The organism is Micromonospora sp. CNZ309, from assembly GCF_002846525.1.
Map to the genome: position 1 here is coordinate 6,591,583 of NZ_PJNG01000001.1, position 16,978 is coordinate 6,608,560.

General features: G+C 71.5%; 16 protein-coding genes and 1 tRNA gene. 7 read left to right on the top strand and 10 right to left on the bottom strand.

The window, feature by feature from the left end; all coding sequences use genetic code 11:
* Positions 1–7: 7 nt before the first annotated feature.
* The 3 genes from CLT72_RS28565 (at position 8) to CLT72_RS28575 (ending at position 4,845) form a co-directional block, all read left to right on the top strand.
* Positions 8–2,152: a S8 family serine peptidase gene (locus tag CLT72_RS28565; RefSeq protein ID WP_101414389.1), complete on the top strand. Its 2,145-nt coding sequence runs from the start codon at positions 8–10 to the stop codon at positions 2,150–2,152.
* A 166-nt stretch (positions 2,153–2,318) separates the two neighbouring features.
* Positions 2,319–3,584, top strand: a complete 1,266-nt coding sequence (locus CLT72_RS28570; protein WP_101414390.1) for a DUF1800 domain-containing protein — start codon at positions 2,319–2,321, stop codon at positions 3,582–3,584.
* A gap of 1 nt (position 3,585) precedes the next feature.
* Positions 3,586–4,845: a DUF1501 domain-containing protein gene (locus tag CLT72_RS28575; RefSeq protein ID WP_101414391.1), complete on the top strand. Its 1,260-nt coding sequence runs from the start codon at positions 3,586–3,588 to the stop codon at positions 4,843–4,845.
* A gap of 161 nt (positions 4,846–5,006) precedes the next feature.
* Here CLT72_RS28575 and CLT72_RS28580 read toward each other — a convergent pair whose 3' ends face one another.
* Complete coding sequence (locus CLT72_RS28580; RefSeq protein WP_101414392.1) at positions 5,007–5,630, bottom strand: dTDP-4-dehydrorhamnose 3,5-epimerase family protein; 624 nt, start codon at positions 5,628–5,630, stop codon at positions 5,007–5,009.
* The gene (gene rfbA, locus CLT72_RS28585) at positions 5,627–6,514 is read right to left on the bottom strand and encodes a glucose-1-phosphate thymidylyltransferase RfbA (protein WP_101414393.1); all 888 of its coding nucleotides are present in this window, start codon (positions 6,512–6,514) and stop codon (positions 5,627–5,629) included. Before rfbA ends, CLT72_RS28580 begins: the two co-directional genes overlap by 4 nt.
* A gap of 86 nt (positions 6,515–6,600) precedes the next feature.
* On the opposite strand from rfbA, the gene rfbB reads away from it, so the two are divergent.
* On the top strand, positions 6,601–7,614 hold the full coding sequence (gene rfbB / locus CLT72_RS28590; protein ID WP_101414394.1) for a dTDP-glucose 4,6-dehydratase: 1,014 nt from the start codon (positions 6,601–6,603) through the stop codon (positions 7,612–7,614).
* On the top strand, positions 7,611–8,480 hold the full coding sequence (gene rfbD / locus CLT72_RS28595) for a dTDP-4-dehydrorhamnose reductase (protein WP_101414395.1): 870 nt from the start codon (positions 7,611–7,613) through the stop codon (positions 8,478–8,480). Before rfbB ends, rfbD begins: the two co-directional genes overlap by 4 nt.
* A 128-nt stretch (positions 8,481–8,608) precedes the next feature.
* Here the strand turns inward: rfbD and CLT72_RS28600 are convergent, their stop codons facing one another.
* Positions 8,609–10,090 (bottom strand): sugar transferase, encoded by a 1,482-nt coding sequence (locus CLT72_RS28600; RefSeq protein WP_101415447.1) that lies wholly within the window; start codon positions 10,088–10,090, stop codon positions 8,609–8,611.
* Between the two features lie 179 nt (positions 10,091–10,269).
* Positions 10,270–11,319 carry an LCP family protein gene (locus CLT72_RS28605; protein WP_101414396.1) on the bottom strand — a complete coding sequence of 350 codons (1,050 nt, stop codon included), beginning with the start codon at positions 11,317–11,319 and terminating at the stop codon, positions 10,270–10,272.
* Positions 11,320–11,484: 165 nt separating this feature from the next.
* On the opposite strand from CLT72_RS28605, the gene CLT72_RS28610 reads away from it, so the two are divergent.
* The gene (locus CLT72_RS28610; RefSeq protein ID WP_089001751.1) at positions 11,485–12,318 is read left to right on the top strand and encodes a class I SAM-dependent methyltransferase; all 834 of its coding nucleotides are present in this window, start codon (positions 11,485–11,487) and stop codon (positions 12,316–12,318) included.
* A gap of 91 nt (positions 12,319–12,409) precedes the next feature.
* Positions 12,410–13,225, top strand: coding sequence for an MOSC domain-containing protein (locus CLT72_RS28615; RefSeq protein WP_101414397.1), 816 nt, complete (start codon positions 12,410–12,412; stop codon positions 13,223–13,225).
* Between the two features lie 51 nt (positions 13,226–13,276).
* On the opposite strand, the gene CLT72_RS28620 is transcribed toward CLT72_RS28615, so the two are convergent.
* From CLT72_RS28620 to CLT72_RS28645, 6 genes are all read right to left on the bottom strand, one after another.
* Positions 13,277–13,816 carry a GNAT family N-acetyltransferase gene (locus tag CLT72_RS28620; RefSeq protein WP_101414398.1) on the bottom strand — a complete coding sequence of 180 codons (540 nt, stop codon included), beginning with the start codon at positions 13,814–13,816 and terminating at the stop codon, positions 13,277–13,279.
* Between the two features lie 68 nt (positions 13,817–13,884).
* Positions 13,885–13,967, bottom strand: a tRNA-Leu gene (locus tag CLT72_RS28625).
* 134 nt (positions 13,968–14,101) lie between these two features.
* A complete protein-coding gene (bcp, locus tag CLT72_RS28630; protein WP_101414399.1) occupies positions 14,102–14,578 on the bottom strand; it encodes a thioredoxin-dependent thiol peroxidase in 477 nt (158 codons plus the stop codon).
* A gap of 57 nt (positions 14,579–14,635) precedes the next feature.
* On the bottom strand, positions 14,636–15,730 hold the full coding sequence (locus tag CLT72_RS28635; RefSeq protein WP_101414400.1) for a hypothetical protein: 1,095 nt from the start codon (positions 15,728–15,730) through the stop codon (positions 14,636–14,638).
* Positions 15,727–16,443 carry a DsbA family protein gene (locus tag CLT72_RS28640; RefSeq protein WP_101414401.1) on the bottom strand — a complete coding sequence of 239 codons (717 nt, stop codon included), beginning with the start codon at positions 16,441–16,443 and terminating at the stop codon, positions 15,727–15,729. Before CLT72_RS28640 ends, CLT72_RS28635 begins: the two co-directional genes overlap by 4 nt.
* A complete protein-coding gene (locus tag CLT72_RS28645; protein WP_101414402.1) occupies positions 16,436–16,960 on the bottom strand; it encodes a MauE/DoxX family redox-associated membrane protein in 525 nt (174 codons plus the stop codon). Before CLT72_RS28645 ends, CLT72_RS28640 begins: the two co-directional genes overlap by 8 nt.
* Positions 16,961–16,978: the final 18 nt, after the last annotated feature.

Sequence of the window (16,978 nt, forward strand, 5' to 3'; positions counted from 1 at the left end):
GCCGCCGATGACGTTGATCGACGAAGATGGGCTGCGTCTGTGCCGAAGGGCAACGCTGTCCATTGTCAACGGTGGACGTTCATCCCACGGGGAGTCTGGCGTGTTTCAAGTTCGTCGAACTTGTCGGTCGGTTGTGGCGGGGCTCGCGCTCGCCGCTGTCGCGACCGCGGCAACCGTGTCCGGCGGGGGTGCCGCGTCCGCGGCTCCGCCGGACGACAAGAAGGTTGCGGGAATCCTGGGTGCCGCCGACATGGGGGCCATCAAGGACAGTTACATCGTGGTGTTCAAGGACGGCAAGGCCACGCCGGCCCAGGTCGGTGCGAACGCCACCGCGTTGACCAAGCGGTACGGCGGCACGGTGTCGCGTACGTACACGCGCACGATCCGGGGTTTCGCGGCGCGCATGAACGAGGCGCAGGCGAAGCGGCTGGCCGCCAGCCCCGAGGTGGCCTACGTCAAGCAGAACCGCAAGGTGTCCAAGAGCGACACCCAGTTGAACACGCCGTCGTGGGGGCTGGACCGGCTGGACCAGATCTTCGCGCCGATGAACAAGCGGTACACGTACCCGAACACGGCGAGCAACGTGCACGCCTACGTCATCGACAGCGGCATCCGGATCACGCACCAGGAGTTCGGCGGGCGGGCCAGCCACGGCTACGACTTCGTCGACAACGACCCGATCGCGAACGACTGCGACGGGCACGGCACGCACGTCGCGGGCACCATCGGTGGCACCAACTACGGTGTGGCCAAGGAAGTGAAGCTGGTCGGCGTGCGGGTGCTCGACTGCGACGGCGGCGGCACGGAGGCCGGTGTCATCGCCGGCATCGAGTGGGTCACGGCGAACGCGGTGAAGCCGGCGGTGGCGAACATGAGCCTCGGCGGCGGGGGCAGCCCCGCGATCGACGCCGCGGTGGAGGCGTCCATCGCCTCCGGGATCACCTACGCCGTCGCCGCCGGCAACAGCCAGGACGACGCCTGCTCGTACTCGCCGGCCCGCGCGGCCTCGGCGATCACGGTGGGCGCCACGGACGAGGTCGACTTCCGTGCCTCGTTCTCCAATTACGGGCCGTGCGTGGACATCCACGCGCCGGGGCACCACATCCCGTCCTCGGTAATCACCAGCGACACCGCGATCGGCAAGTACAGCGGCACCTCGATGGCCAGCCCACACGTCGCCGGCGCCGCCGCGCTGCTGCTGTCGGCGAACCCGTCCTGGGCGCCCACCCAGGTGCGTAACGTCATCGTCTACGGCGGCACCCGACGGGTCGTGCGGAACACCGCCGCCTACAACACCAGCGACGTGATGCTGCGCATCGGCACCACCGCCGTGCCGCAGGTCACCGGCCTACGGTCCCTGACCAACGGCAAGAACGTCTCGGTCGGCGCCGGCGGCACCCAGCCGCTGACCCCCACCCAGCCCATGAACCAGATGGGTGACTCGGAGAAGTTCACCGTGATCGACGCCGGCAGCGGCTACATCGCGCTCGCGTCCTGGGCCAACGGAAAGCACGTCACCGCCACCGCCGGCGGCACCGCCGCGCTGTACGCCAACAGCAGCACCATCACCGACGCCCAGCGGTTCCAGGTCGTCATGAACGGCGACGGCACCACCAGCCTGATTGCCAAGATCAACGGCATGTACGTCACCGCCCCGTCCAGTGGCTCCCTGCCACTGATCAACAACGCCACCACCATCGGTGTGGCCGAGAAGTTCATCTGGGCCTCACCCGCTGCGGTCGTCGTGCTGCGAGCAACCGTCAACGGCAAGTTCGTGACGGCGGCGGAGGCCGGCAGGAGCCCCCTGATCGCCAACTCCACCACCGCGACCAGCGACTGGCAGAAGTTCGACATGCTCGACATGGGCGGCGACGCTGTCGCCTTCCGCTCGCACGTCAACAAGCGCTTCGTCAGCGCGCCGTCGGGCGGCACCCAGCCGCTCATCGCCAACGCCACCGCGATCGGCACGGCGCAGTCCTTCTGGCTTTTCCACTGGGGTGACGGCAACCTGCTGTTCCAGTCCCAGACCAACTACAACCTGGTGCAGGCACCGAACAGCGGCAACTCGGCGCTGATCGCGAACTTCGATCCGACCGTGGCCGATCCGGGCGCCTCGACGATGTTCACCTACGAGGTCCTGAAGGTCGGCTGATCAGCGACTGAGGGCCCGTCCTGACGCGACGGATCCAGTGGGCCGCCGAGACACGTGCGATGCGCGTCTCGGCGGCCCATCGCGTCACGGCGACCCTCCGGGCGCGACCGGCTGGTGCCGGGCCCCGGGGTCCGCCCGCACCACGGGCTTCGCATACATTTGCTGCATGGCCGACGCCTCGTTGCTCCTTCGCCGCGCCGGCTTCGGTCCCACGTCCGCCGAGCTGGCTGCCGCGAAGAAGGCAGGCTACGAGGCAACGGTCGCCGCCCTGACAGCGCCGACAGCGCCGGACGTGGGTGCCCTGAAGGCCCCCGTGCCGGGACTCGGCCCGGATCCCTTCGCCGGGTTGTCGAACCCCACTCCCAGTCAGCGGAGCAAGGGGGACGAGGAGCGGCGGCAGCAGACGAAGCGGATCACCCAGTGGTGGCTGGACCGCCTCACTGTCGCAGACCACCAGACCCGCGAGAAGCTGTGGTTCTTCTGGCACGGGCACTGGGCCACCTCGGTCCGGAAGGTGATCCGCCCGCAACTGATGCTCCAGCAGCACAGGACGCTGCGCAGCTCGCTCGACTTCGCGACGATGGCACACCGGATGATCACCGACCCGGCGCTCATCTACTGGCTCGACGGGCAACTCAACACGCGGACCGCGCCCAACGAGAATCTCGGCCGCGAGTTGATGGAACTCTTCATGCTCGGCATCGGCAGGTACACCGAACGGGACGTGAAGGAGGCGGGCCGCGCGCTGACCGGCTGGAAGATCGACTACGACAGCGGGCGCGCGTACTTCAGTCCTGCCTCACACGACGGCGGCAGGAAGAGCATCCTCGGTGTCACGAAAGACTTCGATGCCCACTCGCTGGTGGATCTGCTGCTCGGGCACGAGGCCTGCCCGGGGTTCATCGCCGAGCGGTTGTGGTTCCGGTACGCCTCGTCGGCCGACCTGCTCCCGATGTCCACCCGCGACAACATGGTTCGTGCGTTCCCGGACTCGATGGCGATGCTGCGGAAGCTCTTCGAGGACGACGCGTTCCAGGCCAGCGCCGGCAGGCTGGTGAAGCAGCCGACGGAGTGGTTCGTCGGCGCGATGCGGCAGTTGGGTCTGCGGCCGGGGAGGCTGTCCGACGATATGCTGACGTACGCCCTCAACGCCCTGGAGCGACTGGGGCAGCTGCCGTTCGCACCCCCGAGCGTTGAGGGGTGGGCGGCCGGAGCGGAGTGGCTGACGGTCGGGGCGGCGCAGGTCCGCCTGAACCTCGCCGGTCGGATCGCCCAGCTGGTCCCGGCCCAGCGGCTGACTCCGGAAGGCGTGGCGCACGTCCTGGCCATCGAGACGTGGACCAACAGGACGTACGCGGCCCTGAAGGGCACCACCGATCCGCAGCGTCTGCTGACCCTCGGGTTGGCCAGTCCGGAATATCTGGTGACGTGACATGGACGCATTGACCCGGCGCAGGTTTCTCCTGGCCTCCGGCGTCGTCGGCGGCAGCGCCATCGCCGCCGGGGTAGGGGGTCTGGGCCTGGCGGAGCTCCTGCGGACCGCGAGCGACGCGTCTGCCAGCGAAGATCACCGGAAGGCACGCAAGCTGGTCGTCGTCACGCTGTACGGCGGCAACGACGGGCTCAACACGGTCGTCCCCTACGCGGACCCGGCGTACTACGCGGCCCGACCCGAGCTGGCCTACGAGCCTGACCGGGTGCTTCGGATCGACGACTCGCTCGGGTTCAATCCGGTGATGAAGGGCCTGAGTCGACTGTGGAGCGGGCAGCGCCTGGCTGTCGTCCTCGGGGCCGGCTATCCCAAACCGGACCGTAGTCATTTCCGGTCCATGGACATCTGGCAGACCGCCTCACCGAGCGGTCCGGCCACCTCCGGCTGGATCGGTCGATGGTTGGACGGCATCAAGGCCGCGCCGGAGGCCGCGGTGAGCTTCGAGCCCATGCTCCCGCCCCTGCTCGTGGGAGAGACCCGCACCGGAGCCTGTGTGAGTATCGGTGGGCTCAAGTTGCCGCCCGGGGTCACCACCGACATGATCGGGGTGCTCGGGCGGCGGGAGCCGGACGAATCCGAGATGCAGGCACGGGCTGCGGACGCCTATGCGAACCTCATCAAGATCGACCAGCTCATCCGGGATGCCGAAGGGGTGGACGCCCGGGCGGACGTCCCCGCCGAACCGGACATCGCGGCAACGGGCACGGGCGGGGCGAACATCCTGTCCGAACAGCTCTCCCGGGTGGCTCAGTGCGTCGAAGCCGGGGTCCCCACCCGCGTGTATTCGGTGAGCCTCGGTGGCTTCGACACGCACGCGGCGGAGAGGCCCGGCCACGAGCTGCTGTTGCGCCAGCTCGACCAGGCGCTGACCAGCTTCGCGGGCCGGCTGGCGCAGACCGAGGCCGGTCAGCGGGTGTCCGTGGTCGTCTACAGCGAGTTTGGTCGGCGGGTTCGCGCGAACGCCTCCGACGGCACCGACCACGGAACCGCCGGGCCCGTCTTCGTTCTGGGTCCTCAGGTCGCGGGCGGACTCTACGGGGAGCAGCCGAGCCTGACCGACCTGGACGACGGCGACCTCAAGGCGACGACGGACTTCCGAGACGTCTTCGGCACGCTGCTGGCCTCGGTGTTGGATGCGGACCCGGCACGCTATCTCGGCGGGTACGAGCCGAAGATGCTGCCGCTCCTCCCGCGCGACTGAGACCCGGCCCTGGTGAGCGCCCTGCCGGGCGCGCGGCGACGGGCTCCGGCCCCGCCGTCGGCCGGCCCACCGGTCCGGGGATGATCCTCACCCTCGGGGCAACGCCGCACACTGGCCCGCCCACCCGCCAGGGACGCCGGTCACCGTAAGGGCGGAAGCGGCTATCGTCCGCCGCAGGCGGGGTCAGCTCCCATCCGCTGGCTGGCGGTGAACGCGCGACAGGTCTGGTAGTCCGGCAGCAGTCCCGATTCCCGCGCCCGGGCCAGGCTCGGCGCGGCTGCGTCCCGGGCCGACAACTGCGGTGACTCCGCCGGCCAGTCGATCGCCAGTTCGGGGTCGAGGGGGTGCACGGTGTGCTCCGCGGTGGGGTTGTACGTGGTGGAGCAGAGGTAGCTCAGGGTGGCGTCGTCGGTGAGGGCGCAGAAGCCGTGGCCCAGCCCCTCGCCGATGTAGACGGCGCGCCGGTCGACGTCGTCGAGGCGTACCGCCTCCCACTGCGCGAAGGTCGGCGAGCCTACGCGGATGTCCACGACCACGTCCATGACGGCACCGCGTACGCAGGTCACGTACTTGGCCTGGCCGGGCGGCACGTCGGCGAAGTGGATGCCGCGGACCACGCCGCGCGCGGAGATCGACAGGTTGGCCTGGGCGAGCCGGAGCGGACGCCCGACCGCGGCAGCGAGCTGGTCGAAGCGGTACCACTCCATGAACAGCCCGCGTGGGTCGCCGTGCTGCTGCGGGTTGACCTCCCAGGCCCCGTCGATGCTCAGCGGTCGCATCTTCATCGGACGGTCTCCCCCGGCTGGCGTTCGGCGAGCAGGCCGAGCAGATAGTCGCCGTATCCGCTCTTGCTCAGGGACTGGGCGAGCGTGCGGAGGTGGTGGTCGTCGATCAGGCCGGCCCGCCAGGCGACCTCCTCGACGCAGCCGATCTTCAGGCCCTGGCGTTCCTCGATGACCCGCACGAACTCGGCGGCCTGCATCATCGAGGTGAAGGTGCCGGTGTCGAGCCAGGCGGTGCCCCGGTCCAGCACCGTCACCGACAGCTCGCCCCATTCGCGGTAGGTCTCGTTGACCGCCGTGATCTCCAGTTCGCCACGGGCGCTGGGGGTCAGCTTGCCGGCGATGTCCACCACGCGGTTGTCGTAGAAGTAGAGGCCGGGCACGGCGTAGCGGGACCTGGGGCGGGCGGGCTTCTCCTCGATCGACAGCACGCGCCCGGCCGGGTCGAAGTCGACCACCCCGTACTCGCCGGGGTTGGCCACCGGGTAGGCGAAGATCCGCCCACCGACCAGGTCGCCGTGGCCGGGAAGCTGCCGGCCCAGGCCGACGCCGTGGAAGATGTTGTCGCCGAGGATGAGGGCCACCGACTCGTCGCCGATGAAGTCCGCGCCCAGGATGAACGCCTGCGCGATGCCCTCCGGGCGGGCCTGCGTGCGGTACTCCAGCCGCAGACCCCACTGGCTGCCGTCACCGAGCAGCCGCTGGAACTGGGACTGGTCCTCCGGCGTGGTGATGATCAGGATCTCCCGCACCTCCGCCATGATCAGGGTGGAGAGCGGGTAGTACACCATCGGCTTGTCGAACACCGGCATCAGCTGCTTCGACACGGCACGGGTGATCGGCCACAACCGGGACCCGGTGCCACCGGCGAGAAGGATTCCGCGCACCGGGGGAGACTACCCGCACCGGGGGGCGCGTGAGAATGGGCTCGCTGCCCCGGTTGTCCTGGGGTTTCGCGTACACTCTCCGACCCGTGAGGATCCTCGTCACCGGCGGTGCCGGCTTCATCGGGTCGGAGTACGTTCGGATGCTGCTGGGCGTGCCCGGCGGTGACGCCGCGAGGGTGCCGGCCGTCGAACCCACGGCGGTGACCGTGCTCGACGTGCTGACGTATTCGGGCAACCTCGCCAACCTGGCACCGGTGGCCGAGGATCCCCGGCTGCGGTTCGTGCAGCGGGACATCTGCGACCCCGCCGTGGTCGACGAGGTCGTTCCCGGCCACGACGTGATCGTGCACTTCGCCGCGGAATCCCATGTCGACCGGTCGATCGACGGCGCCGCCCCGTTCGTCACCACGAACGTGCTCGGCACCCAGAACCTGCTCGACGCCGCGCTGCGGCACGGCACCTCCCGGTTCGTGCACGTCTCCACCGACGAGGTGTACGGGTCCATCGCGGAGGGCTCCTGGACCGAGGACTGGCCACTCTCGCCGAACTCGCCGTACTCGGCCTCCAAGGCCGGCTCCGACCTGCTGGCGCTGGCCTACCACCGCACCCACGGCATGGACGTCGTGGTCACCCGCTGCTCCAACAACTACGGGCCGTACCAGTTCCCCGAGAAGGTCGTCCCGCTGTTCGTCACCAACCTGCTCGACGGCGGCACCGTGCCGCTCTACGGCGACGGCGGCAACATCCGGGACTGGCTGCACGTGCACGACCACTGCCGGGGCATCGCCCTGGTCCAGGAGAAGGGCCGCGCCGGCGAGGTCTACCACATCGGCGGCGGCACCGAACTCACCAACCTCGAACTCACCCGCCGGCTGATCGAGGCCTGCGGCGCCAGCTGGGACCAGGTCGTGCCCGTCGCCGACCGCAAGGGCCACGACCGTCGCTACTCCCTGGACATCAGCAAGATCAGCACCGAGCTCGGGTACGCCCCGAGCATCGGCCTGGAGCGTGGCCTGGCGCAGACCGTGCAGTGGTACCGGGACAACCGGGCCTGGTGGGAGCCGCTGAAGGCGGGCACCAAGCCGCTGATCGCCCCGTGAGCCGGCTGCTGGTCACCGGCGCTGGCGGCATGCTGGGCAGGGACCTGGTCGCCGTCCTGCGCTCCCGAGGTGACCTCTCCCTCAGGGCCACCACGCGCGCCGAGCTCGACATCACCGACCCGCAGGCGGTACGGGCCGCCGTCGCCGGACAGGACGTGGTGATCAACACCGCCGGATGGACCGACGTGGACGGGGCCGAGGCGCAGGAGGAGGCCGCCACCGCCGTCAACGGCCACGCCGTCGCCCACCTCGCCGAAGCCTGTGCCGCGACGGGCGCGCGGATGATCCACCTGTCCACCGACTACGTCTTCTCCGGCGACGCCACCGGACCGTATGCGGAGGACGCCGCCACGTCCCCGGTCAACGCGTACGGGCGCAGCAAGCTCGTCGGGGAGCTCGCCGTCAGCCGACTCCTCCCCGACGCCGGTTACATCGTGCGCACCGCCTGGCTCTACGGCGAACACGGACCGAACTTCGTCGCGACCATGCTGCGGCTGGCCGACCAGCGGGAGCACCTCGACGTGGTCGACGACCAGCGGGGGCAGCCGACCTGGTCGTACGCGCTGGCCGAGCAGCTCGTCGCGTTGGCCGACGCGGTGCTCGCCGGCCGTGCAGCCCCCGGCGTCTACCACGGCACCGCATCGGGCCAGACCACCTGGTACGGCCTCGCCCGCGCCGTGTTCACCCTCCGCGGCCTCTACGCCGACCGCATCCGACCGACCACCAGCGACCGCTACCTGCGCCCGGCTCCCCGTCCCGCGTACAGCGTTCTGGCCCACGACCGCTGGGCGGCGGCAGGCCTGCGGCCCCTCGCGGACTGGCACTCGGCCCTCACTCAGGCGCTGGGCAAAGGCACGCAGTGCTGATGAACCACTGCCGTCGGCACGCTGATACCTGTGCGGCATAAAGATACCTGTGTGGTATCGGGCGAGTGGACTTCACACCGTCGTCGAGATCCGACGCGGCCGGTCGGGGCTGGTGTCGGCCGTGCCTGTCAACGACCCCCAGCGCGGAATACCTCCGCCACCGTGCGGATGAGCACCTTGGCGTCGAGCCACAGCGACCAGTTCTCGATGTAGTAGTTGTCGAAGCGCGCCCGGTCGGAGATCGGCGTGTCGCCGCGCAGGCCACTGACCTGTGCCAGCCCGGTGAGCCCCACCGCGACCCGGTGGCGCATGGCGTAGTTGGGGTACTCGGCGGAGAACTTCTCGACGAAGTACGGCCGCTCGGGGCGCGGCCCGACCACGCTCATGTCGCCCCGCAGGATGTTCCAGAGCTGCGGCAGCTCGTCGAGCGACGTGCGGCGCATGAAGCGGCCGATCGGTCCGACCCGCTGGTCGTGCGCGATCGACCAGTTGGTCTGCGACTCGTGCTCGTCGACGGGACGCATCGAGCGGAACTTGATGATGTGGAACGGCTTGCCGTGGCGGCCGATCCGTTCCTGGTAGAAGAAGATGCCGGGGCCGCCGTCGAGGAACGTCGCGACGGCACAGAGCAGGAGGACGGGGCTCAGCAGGAGCAACGCGGTGGCGGCGAAGAGGATGTCCGACGCGCGCTTGAGCGCCCAGCGGGGCCCGGACAGGGTGATGTCGCCGACCTTGACGATCGGGATCGCGCCGATGTGGTCGCCGTGCGAGCGGGAGCCCCAGAGCCGGGGCACGGCCCACAGGTCGCAGCTCGCGCTTCGCGGCTGGCGGAGGACCTCCATCAGGGTCAGCTCCGGGCAGCTCGGGTCGGCGATGACGAGCACGTCGCACTCGACCATCCGGACGAGCGGCTCCAGCTGGTCCAGGGTGCCGATCAGGGGGAGCGCCGCCGACACCTGCGGAGGCGTGGAGTCGACGCAGCCGACGAAGCGCAGCCCGTACTGGGGATAGCGCCGCAGCAGCCGGGCGAGCTCCACGGCGATCGGCCCGCTGCCGATGATGATGGCGTTGTGCTCCACCCACCGGCGCTTGCGCGCGATGGTGGCGAACTCCCGCGAGAAGACACGACCGACGATGACCAGCCCGGCCGCGATGATCACCCCGCGGGCGAACCCGCCCACGTACTCCGCGGAGTCGTGACGCAGCGCCGCGACGATGGTGATTACGGCCGCGGACGCGAGCAGCCGCCCGCAGAGGCTCGGCAGCTCGTCGAGGATGCTCACGTGGCGACGGGCCCGGTAGAGCCCGCCCGCCGCGAAGATGGCCACCGTCAGGCCTGCCATGGCCAGCGTCCCGCGCCAGTACTGGAGGCTGATCAGCAGGGGCGCCAGCAGGGCGGCCACGTCGACGGGCGCCGTCATCATCCAGGCCCGCAGCCCCCGGGTGCGCGTGGAGGCACGGGAACTCGCGTACGGCAGCACCGCCGTCACGTCGAGGCCGGGGCGGGGCGGGGCGTCGCCCGCCTGACCGCCCGCCGACGGCGTGGAGGCGGGCAGCGCTCCGGTGGCACCGCCTCCGGCGCCGACCCCGCCGCGCACCTCCGCCCTCATGCCCTGCGCCGCCATGTCGTCGCGCTGCGGTGTGGTGGCGTGGTGGCCCATCGCCTGTTGCCTGGACATGGTCGGTCCTTCCCCGTTGACTGCCCCGGCGGCGCGCGGCAGCTTCGAGGCGAACGAAGGATACGACCGGTTGGCGCGTGTCACCAGAGCCGGGACGGCAGTACGACCTCCTACTTTCCGGCGTTGACGATCTCCGCCACGGCGTCGCGTCGTACCGCGTCGTAGAAGGACTTGGCCTTCTCGGTGTTCGCGAACACCACGCTCTCGCTACCCACCCGACCGGTGCCCTTCGTCGGGCTGGTGATGAAGCGCAGGTTGTCGCCGCGCAGTCCACGCAGGTCGGTCGCCATGCTCAACAGGGACATCTTCTCGTCCACCGACACCGCGTTCGACGTCGCCTTGACGAAGGAGTTCAGCTTCCCCGGGTTCGTGACGATGCCCCCGGACACGGCGCGGTCCAGGATCGCCTTGATGACCTGCTGCTGGTGCCGGATGCGGGCGAAGTCCCCGTCCGGGAACTGCTTGCGCTGGCGTGAGTAGTCGAGCGCCGTCTCACCGTCCATCCGCTGCACCCCCTGCCGGAAGGTGCGGAACGGAGGGTGGATCGAGGTGAAGGACTTCTCCGCGTCGATGTCGATGCCGCCCAGGGCGTCGATGATCTCCTTGAAGCCGGCGAAGTCGACCATCATGACGTGGTCGATCCGTACGGTCGTGAACTTCTCGACGGTCTGCACCATCAATGGCACACCACCCCACGCGTACGCGGCGTTGATCTTCGCGTCGCGGCCGCCCTGGCTGCCGTCCTTCGACCGGGGCACGGCCACCCAGGTGTCGCGGGGGATCGAGATCAGCTGGGCGCTCGACCGGTCCTTCGGCAGGTGGGCCAGGATGATCGTGTCCGTGCGGGAGCCCGACGTGCTCTCCGGGTCGCGGGTGTCGCTGCCCAGGATCAGGATGTTCATCGCGCCCTTGGCCACCGCCTGCGGGCGGCCCTGCTCGGGAACGTCCGCGAAGGCGTCGACGCGTTCGATGTCCGACTCCACGGAACGCAGGTAGAGCCCGCCGGCGATCAGGCCACCGCCGCCGAGCAGCGCCACCACCAGCAGGCTGACGAGGGCGACGCGCCGCCACCGGCGACGAGGCTTCGCGTGCTTGCCCGACTGGCGTCCGGTCTGGTCGGCGACCACGTCCGGCTCGACGAACTGTTGTGGAACTGGCATGGCGGCGATGCTACTTATCCGCGTGGGTGTGCGCGTACCCTCATCCGGCTGGTGACGGCCCCCATCCGTGCCGACCCGTCCCATTCCGTCGCACACCGTCCACCTGAACCGGGCCAACGGAGCTTTCCCCTACACCTGTTCGCTTCCGGCTGGTAGAACCCTTGCGTGGACGCAACGAAGCTCCGACGGGCCATCGCCCGCACCCGCCTCGCCCCCGTCGCGGCCTTCCCCAAGCGCCTGGCCCGCGTCGCCCGCCACGACGCCAAGGTGCTGCGCACGTCGGCCCGCTGGCTGGTCACCTCGCGGGAGCATCACAACTACACGTACGAGCTGACCAAACTGAGCCGCCACCACCTCGCCTGGTTCGTCAGCGTGGTCTGCGACGTGCCCGTCAAGCAGGTCCGGGCGTACTTCGCCGAGATCGAGTCGGACGACGTGCTGCGCCGGCACATCGAGTCCGCCACCGCCGGCGCCGCCCGCCGGGGCCTGGCCGACAGGCAGGTCCGCTACGCCCGCCGCATCGGCTGGTACGCCATCGTGCGCGCCACGAAGCCGACGCACGTGGTCGAGACCGGCGTCGACAAGGGGCTCGGCAGTTGCGTGCTCGCCGCCGCGCTGCTGCGCAACGTCGCCGACGGCCACCCCGGCCGGGTCACCTCGTTGGACATCAACCCCGAGGCCGGCTACCTCGCCCGTACCGCGCCCTGGTCGGAGGTGGTCGACCTGGTCATCGGCGACTCCATCGCCTCCATCGCCGCGCTCGACCGGCCGGTCGACCTCTTCCTGCACGACAGCGACCACAGCCGGGCCCACGAGAAGCGCGAGTTCGAGGCGGTCGAGAGCAGGCTGGCGCCGGGGGCGTTCCTGCTCACCGACAACGTCACCGCCACCAACGTCCTCGCCGAGCACGCCGAGCGCACCGGCCGGCGGTTCCTCGCCTACCGGGAGACCCCCGCCAACCACTGGTACCCGGGAGACGGTATCGGCGTCGCCTGGTGAGGCGCCCCGCAGGCCGGGCGCGGGCGTCCGGGTGAGGAGCCCGGCACTCTGCGGGGCAACGGTCGGCCGCGGGCCGTGGCAGGGTGGGCGCATGCGGTTGAGCGCCATCCACACGTACCCCGTCAAGGGCTGCCACCGGCTCGACCACGACGCGGCGGAGGTCGAGCCGTGGGGCCTGGCCGGCGACCGGCGCTGGATGATCGTCAACGCCGAGGGCGTCGGCGTCACCCAGCGGGAGACCGTGCGTCTGGTCGCCCTGCACGCCACGCCGCGCGGCGGCGGGCTGCTGCTGCGCGCCGAGGGGCATCCCGAGCTGGACGTGCCCGAGCCGACGGGCGGCGAGCCGGTCGCGGTGCGGACGTTCCGCAACCGGAAGCTGCCGGTGCCCGCGCTCCCCGCCGGGCCGGCGGCCGACGTCTGGGTCGGTCAGGTCCTGGGCCGCGCCGCCCGGCTGGTCTGGCTCGCCCGACCGACCCGGCACATCCCGCCGGGGGACCGGGAGCACGACACCGGTGACCAGGTCAGCTTCGCCGACGCCTATCCGCTGCTGCTGGCCACCGCCGCCTCGCTCGACGCGCTCAACGGCTGGCTCGCCGAGGCCGGCGAGGAGCCCGTGCCGATGGCGCGGTTCCGCCCCAACCTGGTGGTGGAGGGTGCGTCGGCCTGGGCCGAGGACGACTGGGCCGGCCGCCCGCTGCGCATCGGCGGCGTCCGCTTCCGCGCGGCCGGGCCGTGCGACCGCTGCGTGGTCACGACCACCGACCAGGAGACGGGCGTACGCGGGAAGGAACCACTGCGTACCCTGGGCCGCCACCGCAACGTCAACCGGAAGCTCCTCTTCGGACTGCACCTGGTTGCCGAGGAAACGGGCGGCGTCGCGCTCGGCGACGAGCTGCTGGTGGGCTGACCGCCGGGGCAGGCCGCACCGGTCCTGGGCTGCGGTGCGGGCGGGCTCCGCTCAGCGGGCGGGTGCCGCCGGGGCGGTGAGGTCCAGCCACATGAGGATCTCGTCGCGGTCATCGCCGGGGGCGACCCGCAGCGCGCCGGGCAGCCGGCCGATCTCGCGGTAGCCGAGGCGCCGGTAGAACCGGTCCAGCCCGAGCCCGTCCCGGACGGTCACGTGCAGCGCCTCCCAGCCCATCGTGCGGCCGAGGCGCTCGGCCTCGCGCATCAGCGCGGCGCCGTACCCGTGGCCCTGGGTGTCGGGGTGGACCATCACCCGCTTCAGCACGCACCAGTGTGCCTTGAGGCCGAACCGGTTGTCGCAGAAGATCAGCGCGGCGACGGGCCGCTCGCCCGCGTACCCGACGAGCAGGCGGTCCGGGCCGTCGACGATGCCGGCGAAGGTGGGCTCCGCCGTGTGCCGGACGTCGGCGGCGGTGACCGGTGGTACGAAGCTAACCGCGCCGCCGGCGTTGGTGACGTCGACCCAGAGGTCGACGATCTGCTCGCGCAGCTCGGGGGACAGCTCGGGATCGAGGACGAAGCGCAGGCTCACCCCGTAATCCTGGCTGCGCTGGCCCGCGCCGACCCGCGATCGTGATGCGCGCGACAGGTGGTGCTCGGTGCGGGAGGGGGGATTCGAACCCCCACGTCCTTTCGGACAATAGGACCTAAACCTACCGCGGCTGCCATTACGCCACTCCCGCCGACCCGCTGAGTCTAGAGCGTCACGCCGAATCGGTGGTGGGCCCGGCCACGGGATCGACCCCCGGGATGCCCGGCCGGCGGCGCGACCGGGCACCCGGGTTCTCGGAGCGGGCGGACGGCGTGCGCCGGCGCCTCAGTCCAGCCCGAGGTCCCGGCGCAGCTTGGCGACGTGACCGGTGGCCTTGACGTTGTAGAGCGCGCGCTCGATCTTGCCGTCCGCGTCGATCACGAAGGTCGAGCGGATCACGCCGGTCACCGTCCTGCCGTACGACTGCTTCTCGCCGTACGCGCCGTAGGCGGTCAGCACGGACCGGTCGGTGTCGGCGACCAGCGGGAAGGTGATGGCGTCGCGCTCGCGGAACTTCGCCAGCTTCTCCGGCTTGTCGGGGGAGATCCCGACGACCTCGTAGCCGGCGGCCTGGAGCGAGGCGAGCGAGTCGCGGAAGTCGCAGGCCTGCTTGGTGCAGCCGGGCGTCATGGCCGCCGGGTAGGCGTACAGGACGACCTTGCGGCCGCGCAGGTCGGCCAGCGAGAGCGTCTCGCCGGTGTCGGTGGGGAGGCTGAACTCCGGAGCGGGGTCACCGGGGGAGAGGCGGTCGGGCGCGGTCATGGCACGACCCTACCGCCGCCTCCGGCCGTCCCCGGGCGGCACGCCGTTGCCTGACCGTCAGCGGACGAGGGGCGGGGCGTGAGGGCGCGGAGAGGGAGAGGGGCGGGCGGCGTGGAGGCGGAGGGCGCCCGCTGCCGTGGCGCCGGCGCCGGCGACGAGGATCAGAGCGACCAGGATCCGGGCCGTCGTCGCCGGCCAGGGCACGGGGGCGACGGCGCGGGCGAAGACGGCGGCGTTGGCCACCCCGGCGAAGAGCGCCAGGCAGGCCCCGGCCAGCGCCAGTGCGAAGTCGGCGGCCGGGCGACGGGCCAGCGCGAAGACCCCGGCGGCGATGGCGCCGAGCCCGGTCAGCAGCGCCCAGACCTGGCCGCCCAGCAGGCCGGTCAGCACTCCGCCCACGCCCCGCGCGCCGGCGTCCACCTCCCGGCCCACGGTGAACACCACCGCGGCTGCCCCGCCGACGACCAGCAGCCCGCCGAGCCCGGCCAGCGCCCGCGCGCCCGGCCCGGAGCGGGCCGGCAGCAGCCCGAGCGCCCCCACGGCCAGCAGCCCGACCGTGGCGACCACCCACCAGACGTACGCGTCCGGCGGCGGCACCCAGTCGAGGGTGCCGCGGATCTCCCCCGCCTCGGTGCCGGCGCGCAGCGGCACCGTCCAGTCCCGCACCCGGTGCTCCCGGTCGGGGGCGGCACGCACCTGCGGCGGCGGCGCCGACTCCCGCCAGAGGGCCCGCTGGTCGTGCCAGCGCACCGTGGCCGAGTCGTCGACCCGCCGCCAGTCCGGTGCGGCGGCGGGATCGGCGTCGGCCGGCAGCCGGGTGTCCCCGGCGATGGTCCGGTTCAGGTAGGTCGCGGGGGAGCGGACGTTCTCGTACACGCCGTCGGGGCCGACCCGCAGGTAGGGCTCGCCTGAGTAGCCGAGCACCTCGACGGCGCGGTCGCCGGTGTTGGTCAGCTCCAGCCGCGCGCCCGCCTCGATCACCCGTACGGTCAGGCCGGGGCGGGCCGGGGTGACGGCGCTCACCTCGGCGCGGTAGTCGGTGCCGTCGGGGGCGTCCGCGCCGTGCGCGGCGGCCGGCCCGGCGAACGCGACCGTCGCGGCCAGCGCGCCGGCGAGCACCAGCCCGGCGCGCGTCACCAGGTGGCGGATCACTTGCCGGCCGCCTCCACCGCCGCCTTGATCCCCTCCGGGCTGCGGTCGGCGATCTCCTCGCCGTCGACCAGGATCGTCGGGGTGCCGGTGATGTTGGCCTTGCTGGCCTCCTCCGTCACGTGCTCGGTCCACGGCTTGAAGGTGCCCTCCCGCAGGCAGGAGGCGAAGCCGTCCCGGTCGAGGCCGACCCCCGCCGCGATGTCGACCAGCTCCGCGTCGCTGAGCCCCGCGCCGCCCTCCGGCGGCTGCCGGTCGAACAGCGCCTTGGCGTACTCGCGGTACCGGCCGCCCTCCGCCGCGCAGCCGGAGGCGGCCGAGGAGCGCGTCGAGTACTGGGTGGTGGAGAAGCGGTTCAGGTAGGCCACGGGGTGGTAGACGACCCGGACCTTGCCCTCGCTGATGAGCTGGTCGATCGTCGGGCCGCTGGCCTGCTCGAACTGCTTGCAGGCAGGGCAGAGGAAGTCCTCGTAGATGTCCACGGTGACCGGGCCCGAACCGGCGACGATCCCGGTGCCGGCCTCGTTCGAGCCGGTGGGCGCGGTGAAGTCGTCCGAGCGCTGGCTGGAGTAGACGCTCCAGCCGATGAGGCCGGCGACGACCAGGAGGGCCACGGCGGCCACGGAGACCCAGAGCGTGCGCTTGCGCCGCCGCTCCCGGGCCAGTTGCTCGCGGACCACCCGGGCGGCGCCCTTCTGCCCCTTGCGACTACTCATCCTCGTCCTCCACGGATGCGTCCCCCGCCAGCCAGCCGTCCACGGAGACGGGGGTGCGGGGCCAGATCAGCAGGAACCCGGCCAGCGCCAGGAATCCCAGGTCCCGGAGGATCTCCGGGAGGTAGCTCGGGGTCTGGCCCTCGGCGAGCTCCCCGCCGGTGCCGAAGCAGCCGCAGTCGATGGCGAGGCCCCGGCTCCAGGCCGAGACGATGCCGACGATGAAGACCACCAGCAGCGCCGCGGAGATCCCGGCGGAGAGTCGCGTGGCCAGCCCGATCAGCAGCAGCAGGCCCAGCGCCAGCTCGACGAAGGGCAGCGCCGCGCCGATCACCGTGGCGAGGTCGTACGGCATGACCTGGTAGGCGTTGACGGCGCGGCCGGAGGCGGCCAGGTCACCGACCTTGCTGCCGCCGGCGACCAGCCACACGGCGGCCAGACCCAGCCGGACGGCGACCCCGATCCAGGGGCGGACGGCGGGCCAGCGGGCGACCCGGGTGTGCGGTGCGGTCACGATCATTGGTCGTCCCGTCCCCGG